This window comes from Paracoccus zeaxanthinifaciens ATCC 21588 (genome assembly GCF_000420145.1).
Classification (GTDB): Bacteria; Pseudomonadota; Alphaproteobacteria; order Rhodobacterales; family Rhodobacteraceae; genus Paracoccus; species Paracoccus zeaxanthinifaciens.
This window is the reverse complement of sequence record NZ_ATUJ01000014.1, coordinates 1-11,706: the sequence shown is the minus strand read 5'-3', so window position 1 is coordinate 11,706 and position 11,706 is coordinate 1. Positions and strand designations below refer to the sequence as shown.

13 protein-coding genes and 1 pseudogene are annotated in these 11,706 nt (G+C 66.0%); 9 read left to right on the top strand and 5 right to left on the bottom strand.

Features of this window, described 5'->3' with window-relative positions; genetic code table 11:
- Positions 1-23: 23 nt before the first annotated feature.
- The 4 genes from F804_RS0112325 to rph are packed head-to-tail and all read right to left on the bottom strand — an operon-like array spanning position 24 to position 2,877.
- Positions 24-380, bottom strand: coding sequence for a YbaN family protein (locus F804_RS0112325; protein WP_022708048.1), 357 nt, complete (start codon positions 378-380; stop codon positions 24-26).
- A 1-nt stretch (position 381) separates the two neighbouring features.
- Positions 382-1,566, bottom strand: coding sequence for a radical SAM family heme chaperone HemW (hemW, locus tag F804_RS0112320; protein WP_022708047.1), 1,185 nt, complete (start codon positions 1,564-1,566; stop codon positions 382-384).
- Positions 1,550-2,167: an RdgB/HAM1 family non-canonical purine NTP pyrophosphatase gene (rdgB, locus tag F804_RS0112315; RefSeq protein ID WP_022708046.1), complete on the bottom strand. Its 618-nt coding sequence runs from the start codon at positions 2,165-2,167 to the stop codon at positions 1,550-1,552. The genes hemW and rdgB overlap by 17 nt, the downstream gene beginning before the upstream one ends.
- On the bottom strand, positions 2,164-2,877 hold the full coding sequence (gene rph, locus F804_RS0112310; RefSeq protein WP_028725943.1) for a ribonuclease PH: 714 nt from the start codon (positions 2,875-2,877) through the stop codon (positions 2,164-2,166). The genes rdgB and rph overlap by 4 nt, the downstream gene beginning before the upstream one ends.
- 72 nt (positions 2,878-2,949) lie before the next feature.
- Here rph and hrcA point away from each other — a divergent pair, with 72 nt between their 5' ends.
- From hrcA to rfbA, 9 genes are all read left to right on the top strand, one after another.
- Positions 2,950-4,005: a heat-inducible transcriptional repressor HrcA gene (gene hrcA, locus F804_RS0112305; RefSeq protein ID WP_022708044.1), complete on the top strand. Its 1,056-nt coding sequence runs from the start codon at positions 2,950-2,952 to the stop codon at positions 4,003-4,005.
- Between the two features lie 39 nt (positions 4,006-4,044).
- Entirely contained in the window at positions 4,045-4,539 is a 495-nt protein-coding gene (locus F804_RS0112300; protein WP_425413879.1) for a nucleotide exchange factor GrpE, read from the top strand.
- A gap of 146 nt (positions 4,540-4,685) precedes the next feature.
- Positions 4,686-5,813, top strand: coding sequence for an S-(hydroxymethyl)glutathione dehydrogenase/class III alcohol dehydrogenase (locus tag F804_RS0112295; RefSeq protein WP_022708042.1), 1,128 nt, complete (start codon positions 4,686-4,688; stop codon positions 5,811-5,813).
- An 81-nt stretch (positions 5,814-5,894) separates the two neighbouring features.
- Entirely contained in the window at positions 5,895-6,527 is a 633-nt protein-coding gene (locus F804_RS0112290) for an ATP-dependent Clp protease proteolytic subunit (protein ID WP_022708041.1), read from the top strand.
- A 54-nt stretch (positions 6,528-6,581) separates the two neighbouring features.
- Positions 6,582-7,415 (top strand): S-formylglutathione hydrolase, encoded by an 834-nt coding sequence (gene fghA, locus F804_RS0112285; RefSeq protein ID WP_022708040.1) that lies wholly within the window; start codon positions 6,582-6,584, stop codon positions 7,413-7,415.
- Positions 7,416-7,493: 78 nt separating this feature from the next.
- Positions 7,494-8,054 (top strand): dTDP-4-dehydrorhamnose 3,5-epimerase, encoded by a 561-nt coding sequence (gene rfbC, locus F804_RS0112280; RefSeq protein ID WP_022708039.1) that lies wholly within the window; start codon positions 7,494-7,496, stop codon positions 8,052-8,054.
- Entirely contained in the window at positions 8,051-9,088 is a 1,038-nt protein-coding gene (rfbB, locus tag F804_RS0112275) for a dTDP-glucose 4,6-dehydratase (RefSeq protein WP_022708038.1), read from the top strand. The genes rfbC and rfbB overlap by 4 nt, the downstream gene beginning before the upstream one ends.
- Positions 9,088-9,945, top strand: a complete 858-nt coding sequence (rfbD, locus tag F804_RS0112270) for a dTDP-4-dehydrorhamnose reductase (RefSeq protein WP_022708037.1) — start codon at positions 9,088-9,090, stop codon at positions 9,943-9,945. The genes rfbB and rfbD overlap by 1 nt, the downstream gene beginning before the upstream one ends.
- Positions 9,942-10,814 (top strand): glucose-1-phosphate thymidylyltransferase RfbA, encoded by an 873-nt coding sequence (gene rfbA / locus F804_RS0112265; protein ID WP_022708036.1) that lies wholly within the window; start codon positions 9,942-9,944, stop codon positions 10,812-10,814. The genes rfbD and rfbA overlap by 4 nt, the downstream gene beginning before the upstream one ends.
- A 37-nt stretch (positions 10,815-10,851) precedes the next feature.
- Here rfbA and F804_RS17220 read toward each other — a convergent pair.
- Positions 10,852-11,640, bottom strand: a pseudogene (locus F804_RS17220) (IS5 family transposase).
- Between the last annotated feature and the right edge of the window lie 66 nt (positions 11,641-11,706).

The window sequence follows — 11,706 nt, the reverse complement described above, 5'->3', positions numbered from 1 at the left end:
ATCTGCGGCACCCCCATCTGGTGTCACGCTTCGGGACGTGTCACGAGGAAGGCGCCGACGCAGATCGCCACGGCTGCCTGGGTGGCGACGACCCAAGGCGGCATCCCGTAAGCCCATGAAATCACGACGCCCGCGCTCATCGCGCTGATCGCCCATATCTTCGCGATGCGACCCACGGCACCGCGTTCCTGCCACGCGCGCACCGGCGGCCCATAGCGCGGATGATCGCGGATGCGTTGCTCCAACGCAGGCGAGGATCGGGCGAAGGCCCATGCGGCGACCAGAAGGAAGGGCACGGTCGGAAGGACGGGCAGGGCAATGCCGATGACGGCAAGCGCCATGAAGAACCATCCGACCGCAAGCCAGATCCCGCGCCGCATGTCAGACCGCCAGCTCGCGCAGGATCGCGTTCAGGACGGGACGCCCGTCGCGGGTGGCGCGGATACGGCCGTCGCCACGTTCGATCATTCCCAGTTCCAGAAGATGCGCGATGCGGCTTTCGTCCAGCGTCTGGCCTGCAAGCGCGGCGAAACGGGCCTCGTCCAGCCCTTCGGCAAGTCGCATCGACATCAGCAGGTATTCCGTCGCCTGTTCGGATCGGGGGATGAACGCGCGGGGCAACTCGCCCGTTCCCGACGCCTCGACCGCGTTCAGCCATTCGCCGGGTGCGCGCAGCGCCTCGGTGGCCATGCGCCCCTCGGGCAGGGTCAGGCGACCATGCGCGCCGGGGCCGACCGCGGCCCAGTCGCCCTGGCGCCAGTAGACAAGGTTGTGGCGGCTTTCGGCGCCTGGACGCGCGTGGTTGGATATCTCGTAGCCCGCCATTCCGGCAGCTTCGCAGATCTCCTGCGTGTCGGCATACATGTCGGCGGACACGTCGTCATCGGGCAGATCGCGCAGCTTGCCGGCCTCGGCCCGTGCCCCGAACGCGGTCCCCGGCTCGATCGTCAGCTGATAGAGCGAGAGGTGATCGACCGCCATCGACAGTGCCTGCCGCAGTTCGTGCCGCCAATCGTCGCGCGATTGCCCCTGTCGGGCATAGATCAGGTCGAAGCTGACGCGCGGAAAGGCATCGCGGGCGACATCGAACGCGGCCTGCGCCTCGGCCACGGAATGCATCCGGCCAAGGCGGCGCAGGTCGTCGTCGTTCATCGCCTGGATGCCCATCGACAGGCGGTTCACGCCCGCCTGTGCGAACCCTTCGAAGCGGCCGCGCTCGACGCTGGTCGGGTTCGCCTCGAGCGAGATCTCGATATCGTTGGAGAAGCCCCAGGCCGCGCGTGCGGCGCGGATCACGGCATCCACCGTCTCGGGCAGCATCAGCGACGGCGTTCCACCCCCGAAGAAGATGCTGCGCAGGTGGCGGCCCGGCGTTTCGGCGGCCAGGCGTGCGATCTCGGACGACAGCGCGCGGGCCCAACGTGCCTGGTCGACCTGCGCCACGACGTGGCTGTTGAAGTCGCAATAGGGGCATTTGGCCGCGCAGAAGGGCCAGTGGACATACAGTCCGAAGCCGCCGGCGCGCCAATCCTCGCCGGCGGCGGTGGTGTCACTTGCGGGAAGCAAAGGGTCCCTCGATCAGTTGCGCCACGGCGCGGCCACGATGGCTGATCGCGTTCTTCTGCGCCGAGGACATCTCGGCCAGCGTCACCTCGTGGCCGTCGGGCTGGAACACCGGGTCATAGCCGTGCCCTTCGGCACCGCGCGGGGGCCAGACGACCTGTCCGGGCAGAACGCCCTCGAACACCTCGTCATGGCCGTCGGGCCAGGCAAGGACCAGCGTGCAGCGGAACTGCGCGCCATGCGGGGCAGGGGCGGCCTTGGACTGGATTTCGGACCAGACACGCTCCATCGCCATGGCGAAATCACGACCGTTGCCGGTCTCGGCCCAGTCGGCGGTGTGGACGCCCGGCTGACCGTCCAGCGCATCGACGCAGATGCCGCTGTCGTCGGACAAGGCGGGCAGGCCGGTGGCCTTCGCCGCCGCGTGCGCCTTGATGCGGGCATTGCCGACGAAGGTCTCCTCGGTCTCGTCCGGTTCGGGCAGGCCCATCTCGGCGCCGCCGACCACCGTCACCCCGAAGGGCGACAGCAGCTCGCGCATCTCGGCCAGCTTGCCCGCGTTATGCGTGGCGATCAGCAGGCGATCCTCGGTGAAGGCCCTCATGCGATGGCGGCCTTCTGGGCGGCGACCAGCTCGGCCATGCCCGCCTCGGACAGGTCCAGAAGCTGCGTCATCTCATCGCGCGAGAAGGTCGCCCCTTCGGCCGACATCTGCACCTCGATCAGGCGACCCGCGCCGGTCAGGACGAAATTGCCATCCGTGCCGGCCTCGCTGTCCTCGGCATAGTCCAGGTCCAGAACCGGCTGACCGGCATAGATGCCGCAGCTGACGGCAGCCACGTGATCGACGATCGGATCGCTGCTGATGGTGCCCGCCTTCAGCAGCTTGTTCACCGCAAGGCGCAGGGCGACCCAGCCGCCGGTGATGGATGCGCAGCGCGTCCCGCCATCGGCTTGGATCACGTCGCAGTCGATGGTGATCTGGCGTTCGCCAAGCGCGCTGCGGTCGATGCCCGCGCGCAGGCTGCGTCCGATAAGGCGTTGGATTTCCTGCGTGCGGCCCGACTGTTTGCCGGTTGCGGCTTCGCGGCGGTTGCGCGAATTGGTGGCGCGGGGCAGCATGCCGTATTCGGCGGTGACCCAGCCCAGGCCCGTTCCCTTCAGGAAACGCGGGGGGTGATCCTCGATCGTGGCGGTGCACAGGACATGGGTGTCGCCGCAACGGATCAGGCAGGAGCCTTCGGCGTGCTTCGTGATGCCGGTTGCAATTGAAATCGGACGCATTTGGCTTAGATTCCGGCCAGAGGGGCGCATGGGTCATCCTTTTTTCCGAGAGTTGGTGCCCAATACCGCCCGAGGGCAACGACACGCAACCCCACGAGGCAGATGAGCCAGGAATCGCTGCTGAACGAGCTGAACGACAGATCGCGCGAAGTGTTTCGCCGCGTGGTCGAAAGCTATCTCGAAACGGGCGAGCCGGTCGGCTCGCGGACGCTGACGCGCGCGCTGTCAGAGCGGGTTTCGGCCGCGACGGTGCGCAACGTGATGCAGGACCTCGAATTCATGGGGCTGCTCGACAGCCCGCATGTCTCGGCGGGGCGGCTGCCGTCGCAGATGGGGCTGCGCCTGTTCGTGGACGGCATGATGGAGGTCGACAATGTCAGCGCCGACGACCGCGCGACGATCGACCAGACGCTGGGGAACGACGACCCGGAAACCGGGGTGCTGCTGGACCGCGTCAGCACGGCGCTGTCCACCATCACGCGCGGCGCGTCGCTGATCCTGATGCCCAAGCACGAGGCCCCGATCCGCCATATCGAGTTCGTCAGCCTCGGGGCGGACCGGGCGCTGGTCGTGCTGGTCTTTGCCGACGGTCATGTCGAGAACCGGATCTTCACGCCCCCGCCGGGGCAGACCCCGTCATCCATGCGCGAGGCGGGGAACTTCCTGAACGCCATGGCCGAGGGCAAGACCCTGGCCGAGCTGCGCGGCCACCTGGTCCAGCAGATCGCCGCGCGGCGGCAGGAACTGGACGTGATGGCCGCCGAGCTGGTCCAGTCGGGCATCGCGCTGTGGGGGGCCGAGGCCGCCGATCCACGCCTGATCGTGCGCGGCAGGTCGAACCTTCTGGACAGCGAGGCTGCCGATCTGGACCGCGTGCGGGTGCTGTTCGACGACCTCGAACGCAAGCGCGACATCGCCGAATTCCTGGAACTGGCCGAGGATGGCGAAGGGGTCCGCATCTTCATCGGCTCCGAGAACAAGCTTTTTTCACTTTCGGGTTCCGCTCTGGTGGTTTCACCCTATATGAATGCCGACCGGAAGATTGTAGGCGCGGTCGGCGTCATCGGTCCGACGCGGTTGAACTATGGCCGCATCGTCCCGATCGTCGATTACACCGCGCAACTGGTCGGGCGGGTGCTGTCCGGCCGGAAAGGATGAGTTGAGATGACCGAGCAGAACGAACAGCCGATCGACGACATGCTGGAAGATCCGCTGGCCCAGGATGATGCGCTGGACGCGCTGACGGCCGAGCGGGACGAACTGCGCGACAAGTGGATGCGCGCCCTGGCCGATGCCGAGAATGCCCGCAAGCGGGCCGACAAGGAGCGCCGCGATGCCGAACAGTATGGCGGCTCGCGCCTGGCGCGCGACCTGCTGCCGGTCCACGATGCGCTGACCCGCGCGCTGGCCGCCGCGACCGACGAACAGCGCGAGGCGGCCTCGGCGCTGCTGGAGGGGGTCGAACTGACCCTGCGCGAGCTGGAAAGCGTCTTCTCGAAGCACGGCATCACGGTCCTGCGCCCCGAGCTGGGCGAGAAGTTCGACCCGACCTTCCACGAGGCGATGTTCGAGGCCCCGGTGCCGAACACCACCGCCGGAGAGATCATCCAGGTCATGGATAACGGCTTCCGCATCCACGACCGGCTGTTGCGGCCCGCGAAGGTGGGCGTCAGCTCGAACCCCGGAAACTGACCCTTCAAACGCCGCCCCGACCGGGCGGCGTTCTTCGATGTCGCATGCGGGCCATGCCGCGTCGGTGGTGGAACCCGCCGCCATGTCGGGGCATGATCGACATAGGAAGGCCCGACCGAGGCCCGAGCATCTGAAGGAGTATCGCGATGAGAACCCGCGCCGCCGTGGCCCTCGAGGCCGGAAAACCGCTGGAGGTCATGGAGGTCGAACTGGACGGCCCCAAGGCCGGAGAGGTCCTGATCGAGATCAAGGCCACGGGCCTTTGCCATACCGACGAATTCACCCGTTCGGGCGCCGATCCCGAAGGCATCTTCCCCGCGATCCTGGGCCACGAGGGGGCGGGCATCGTCCTCGAGGTGGGCGAGGGCGTCACCTCGGTCCAGCCGGGCGATCACGTCATCCCGCTCTATACCCCCGAATGCCGCGAATGCGCGTCCTGCCTGTCGGGCAAGACGAACCTGTGCACGAAGATCCGCGCGACGCAGGGGCAGGGGCTGATGCCTGACGGCACCACGCGCTTCCGCATGCTGGATGGCACGCCGATCCATCACTACATGGGCTGTTCCACCTTCGCCAACCACACCGTCCTGCCCGAGATCGCCGTCGCCAAGGTCCGCAAGGACGCGCCCTTCGACAAGATCTGCTATATCGGCTGCGGGGTCACGACGGGCATCGGCGCGGTGATCAACACCGCCAAGGTCGAGATCGGCGCCAAGGCCGTGGTCTTCGGCTTGGGCGGCATCGGGCTGAACGTGATCCAGGGCCTGCGGATGGCGGGCGCGGACATGATCATCGGCGTCGATCTGAACGACGACCGGCAGGAAATGGCGACCCGCTTCGGGATGACCCATTTCGTCAACCCCACCAAGGTCGACGATGTCGTCCAGGAGATCGTGAACCTGACGAAGACCCCGCTGGATCAGATTGGAGGCGCGGATTACAGCTTCGACGCGACCGGCAACGTCAAGGTCATGCGCGACGCGCTGGAATGCACCCATCGCGGCTGGGGCCAGTCGATCATCATCGGCGTCGCCCCCGCGGGCGCCGAGATCAGCACCCGCCCGTTCCAGCTGGTCACCGGCCGCGTCTGGAAGGGTACGGCCTTCGGCGGCGCGCGCGGGCGCACCGACGTGCCGCGGATCGTGGACTGGTACATGGACGGCAAGATCGAGATCGACCCCATGATCACCCACACCATGCCGCTGGATGACATCAACAAGGGTTTCGACCTGATGCATCACGGTGAATCGATCCGCTCGGTCGTTCTTTACTGATCTGACACGGCTGCTTAGGTAGAAGGGGCGGGACGCGCCTGTCGCGTGCCGCCCTTGCGAAAGAACAAGAAGGATGAGGCCATGCGCCACCAGTGGCTGGATGACGACGACGATCACGAGGAAGACGACGACCGCCGCGACAATGGCGACAAGGGTCTCGGCCTGCCCGAGGGCGACCGCATCGCCAAGCTGTACTTCAAGTCGCGCACGGTGATCGTCGCCGGTGCGATCAACGACAAGCTGGCGCAGCGCACCGTCGCCCATCTTCTGGCCCTGGCCGAGGAAAGCGACGAGCCGATCAACATGCTGATCTCCTCGCCCGGCGGGCACGTGGAATCGGGCGACATGATCCATGACGTGATCAAGTTCATCCGCCCGACCGTGCGCACCATCGGGTCCGGCTGGGTCGCCAGCGCGGGCGCGCTGATCTTCGTCGGCGCCGAGAAGGAGAACCGCTTCTGCCTGCCGAACACGCGCTTCCTGATCCACCAGCCCTCGGGCGGGATCGGCGGCACGTCCTCGGACATGATGATCCAGGCCGAGCAGGTCCGCCTGATGCGCGACCGCCTGAACCAGATCTTCGCCGATGCCACCGGCCAGAGCCTGGAGCGCATCGAGAAGGACACGCATCGCGACTTCTGGCTGAACACGCAGGAGGCGCTGGATTACGGCCTTCTGGGCAAGGTCATCAGCAGCGTGGACGAGCTGAAGTGAACAACGGGGCGGGTCGGTGACCCGCCCTTCCTCTATCCGGGCCGGGAAACATCCATGACCATCGAGACCATCTCCGAGAACCGCAGCTTCGGCGGCACGCAGGGCGTCTATCGCCACCGCTCGACCGCGACGGGGACCGACATGACCTTCGGGCTGTTCCTGCCCGAGGTCGCGAGATACGCGCCCGTCCCGGCGCTGTTCTTCCTGTCAGGCCTGACCTGCACCCACGAGAACGCGATGATCAAGGCCGCGGCGCAGGCCCATGCAGACGAGGCGGGCATCGCGCTGGTCTTTCCCGACACCTCGCCGCGCGGCGAAGGGGTGGCCGACGACGAGGCCTATGACCTGGGGCAGGGCGCGGGCTTCTACGTGAACGCGACCGAGGGCCCCTGGGCCCCGCATTACCGCATGTGGGATTACATCACCGAGGAACTGCCCGCGCTTCTGGGGGCGAACATGCCCATCGACGAGGGCGCGCTGGGCATCACCGGGCATTCCATGGGCGGTCACGGCGCGCTGACCATCGCGATGACCATGCCCGATCGTTTCCGCAGCGTGTCGGCCCTTGCGCCCATCGCTAACCCGACGCGGTCGGATTGGGGGCGCAAGCAGCTGGCGGCCTATCTGGGCAATGACGAATCGACCTGGGCCGCCCATGACGCGACGCTGCTGATGACCGCGCGCGGATTTCCGGGCGATGTGCTGATCGACCAGGGCAGCGCGGACCAGTTCCTGGACCTGCTGATGCCCGAAAGGCTGGCCCATGCGATGGCGGCACGCCGCCAGCCGGGTCGGTTCCGGATGCAGGAGGGCTTCGATCACAGCTACTGGTTCGTCCAGAGCTTCATCGAGGAGCATGTGTTCTTCCACGCGGAAAGACTGCTCTGAACTATCGGGATTATCTGCGACGGGCTGACAAGCACGGCGGCTCACCCTAGACATGGATGAGTTGTTCACGAGGTCCCCATGCAGGTAGAGTTTACACCGTTACCAGGCGTTCTTGTCCTGACGCCCAAGCGCCATGGCGATAGCCGGGGCTTCTTTTCCGAAAGCTGGAACCGCCGGACCCTGGAAGCCGCCGGCTTGGCGCTTCCCGAATTCGTGCAGGACAACCATTCACTGTCCACGCAGGTGGGCACGGTCAGGGGGCTGCATTACCAGGCCCCCCCTTGCGCGCAGGGCAAGCTGGTCCGCTGCGGGCGCGGCAGCCTGTTCGATGTCGCGGTGGATGTCCGCCGCGGCAGCCCGACCTACGGGCAGTGGTTCGGCACCGAGCTGAGCTTCGAGAACGGACGGCAGCTCTGGATCCCGGCGGGCTTCCTGCACGGTTTCTCGACCCTGCTGTCCGATACGGAAATCGTCTACAAATGCACCGCGCATTACGACGCCGCATCCGATGGTGCGGTCGCCTGGGACAGCCTGGGCATCGACTGGGGCGTGCAGACGCCGATCCTGTCGGACAAGGATCGCGCGGCACCCGCATTCGCGGACTGGGAATCACCCTTCACCTACGAGGCTGACACATGAAGATTCTGGTAACCGGCGGCGCGGGGTTCATCGGCTCGGCCGTCGTGCGGCTGGCCGTCGCGCGCGGGCACGAGGTGGTCAATGTCGATGCGCTGACCTATGCCGCCGACCTGCGCAACGTGGGCGATGCCGCGGACAGCGATCTCTACAGCTTCGAACATGCCGATATCCGCGATCGCGGATCGCTGGACCGCATCCTTGCGACGCATCGTCCCGACATCGTCATGCATCTGGCCGCCGAGAGCCATGTGGACCGGTCGATCGACGGCCCCGCCGCCTTCATCGAGACGAATGTCATCGGCACCTTCAACATGCTGGAGGCCGCGCGCGCCTACTGGGACCGCGAGGGGCGCCCCGAGACGTTCCGCTTCCACCACATCTCGACCGACGAGGTGTTCGGATCGCTGGGCGAGACGGGCCAGTTCACCGAGATCACGGCCTATGATCCGCGCAGCCCCTATTCGGCCAGCAAGGCGGGGTCGGACCACCTTGTCCGCGCGTGGCACGAAACCTACGGCCTGCCGGTCGTCCTGACCAACTGCTCGAACAATTACGGTCCCTACCATTTCCCCGAGAAGCTGGTCCCGGTCGTGATCCTGAAGGCTCTGTCGGGACAGTCGATCCCGGTCTATGGCGATGGCGGCAATGTCCGCGACTGGCTGTTCGTCGAAGACCATGCCGACGCGCTGCTGCTGGTCGCCGAGAAGGGCGATCTGGGCCGCAGCTACAATATCGGCGGCGAGAACGAGGTCACGAATATCGACCTGGTCCGCACCATCTGCGCCCATATGGACGAACTGCATCCCGAAGGTGCGCCCCATGCCGACCTGATCACCTTCGTGACGGATCGACCGGGCCATGACCGCCGCTATGCCATCGACCCGACCCGCATCCGGTCCGAGCTGGACTGGAAACCCTCGGTCACCGTCGAGGAGGGCCTGCGCCGCACGGTCGAATGGTACCTGGCCAATCGCGACTGGTGGCAGCCGCTTCTCGAACGCGAAGGCGTGGGCAAACGCCTGGGAACGGGCTGATGCAGGGGCTTCTGGTCTTCGGCCGCTCGGGGCAGCTTGCCACCGAACTGGCCGGAATCGCGCCGGGTGCCATCTTCCTGGGGCGCGGTGACGCCGATCTGTCGGACCCCGCCGCCTGCGAGGCGGCGATCCGTGCGGCCGCGCCGCGGGCGGTCGTCAACGCGGCCGCATACACGGCCGTCGATCGCGCGGAATCCGAGGCTGGGCTGGCCCATCGCATCAATGCCGAGGCACCTGCCGCGATGGCCCGCGCCTGCGCGGATCTGGGGATTCCGTTCCTGCATGTCTCGACCGATTACGTCTTCGACGGCAGCGGCGACACCCCCCGCGCCGAAGACGCGCCCACGGGCCCCTTGGGCATCTATGGCGCGACCAAGCTTGCGGGCGAACAGGCGATCGCGAAGGCCGGGGGCCAATGGGCGGTGATGCGCACATCCTGGGTGTTTTCCTCGCATGGCGCGAATTTCGTCAGGACGATGCTGCGCTTGGGGGCCGAACGCGACCGGCTGACGATCGTGGACGACCAGATCGGCGGGCCGACCCCGGCAGCCGACATCGCGGCGGCGGCACTGGCCATGATCCAGGCCATGCTGGCGGATCCCGCCACGGGCGGTCTCTATCACTTCGCGGGTGCGCCCGACACGTCCTGGGCCGGTTTCGCACAAGAGATCTTCGCCCGGGCCGGCCTGACCCCCGAGGTCGCGGGCATCCCGACATCGGATTATCCCACCCCCGCACGGCGTCCGCTGAACTCTCGGCTGGACTGCACCCGCATTTCGCGGGATTTCGGCATCTCGCGCCCGGACTGGCGCGAGGGGCTGGCCAAGGTCTTGATTGAACTGGAGAACGGGCAATGACCAACCGCAAGGGTATCATTCTGGCTGGCGGCTCGGGCACGCGGCTCTATCCGATCACGATGGGCATCTCGAAGCAGCTTCTGCCGATCTACGACAAGCCGATGATCTACTATCCGATCAGCGCGCTGATGCTGGCCGGCATCCGCGAGATCGCGATCATCACCACCCCCGAGGACCAGGACCAGTTCCAGCGTCTTCTGGGCGATGGCAGCCAGTGGGGCATCAGTTTCACCTGGATCGTCCAGCCCTCGCCCGATGGACTGGCGCAGGCCTATATCTTGGCCGAGGATTTCCTGGACGGCGCACCCTCGGCCATGGTGCTGGGCGACAACATCTTCTTCGGCCACGGCCTGCCCGAGCTGATGTCGGCGGCGGATGCGCGTCCCGAAGGCGGAACGGTCTTCGGCTATCGCGTCTCCGACCCCGAGCGTTACGGCGTGGTCGATTTCGACGAGGACATGCGCGCCCGTGCCATCATCGAGAAACCCGCGAACCCGCCCTCGAACTATGCGGTGACCGGGCTCTATTTCCTCGATGGCAGCGCGCCCGAACGCGCCCGCAAGGTCGAACCCTCGCCCAGGGGAGAGCTGGAGATCACCACGCTTCTGGAAAGCTATCTTCACGACGGCATCCTGAATGTCGAACGGATGGGCCGCGGCTTTGCCTGGCTGGACACGGGAACCCATGCCAGCCTGCTGGATGCGGGCAATTTCGTGCGCACGCTGGAGAATCGGCAGGGCCTGCAGACGGGCTGCCCCGAGGAGATCGCCTTCGACGCGGGCTGGATCGACGAGGCGCAGCTTCGCGTCCGCGCCGAGAAATTCAAGAAGAACGCCTATGGCGCATATCTTTACCAGATTCTCGGCTGACGAACGATTTAGGGTCAGGACTCGTTCTCTCTCAAAGTCAGAAGATTACGGTCGCAGCGAGTGCTATTGCTGAGAAGAAGGTTTGCGGACAGCGATCACAGCGGGTCGCAACCCTCCTCCAGTCCTTGAGCCTGCCGAACACGATCTCGATCCTGTTGCGCCGCTTGTAGCGGCGCTTGTCGTATTTGACTGGGGTCTTGCGCTGCTTCCGACCGGGAATGCAGGGGCATATCCCTCTGTTTTGCAACGCTTCTCGGAACAAATCGGCATCATAGCCACGACCTCCGAGCAGCCACTTCACGTTGGGCAACCCGCTCACCAGGGCGCGCGCCCCGATGTAGTCGCTGACGGGTCCGGCAGTCAGGAACAGGTCGATGGGTCGGCATTCGCCATCGTCGCTCGGACCGATGGCGCGAGATGGCTCATCTGTCGCAGATCGCGTGCAGCGTCGTATTCATGCCGCCCTTGGTTCGGCCAATCAGACGCGCACGCCCCCCTTTTTGACGCCCAGGCTGGACGCCGTACGATGGGCCTTCAGATGAGTTGCGTCGATCATCACGGTCGTCTCTTCACCGTGCTCGGCCGCCAACCCCGCCATGATCCGGGCGAAGACACCCCTGTCGCTCCAACGCTTCCAGCGATTGTAGAGCGTCTTGTGCGGGCCGTATTCCCTTGGTGCATCGCGCCACCGCAAGCCATTGCGATTGATGAAGATAATCCCGCTCAAGACACGCCGGTCATCAACCCTGAGCTTGCCATGCGACTTGGGAAAGTAAGGCTCCAGACGCGCCATCTGCGCATCGCTCAACCAGAAAAGATCAGACATGTTCACCGCTCGTTTTCGAACGGTGAATCACGCTCGCGCAACCAGATCAATGGGTCCTGACCCTAG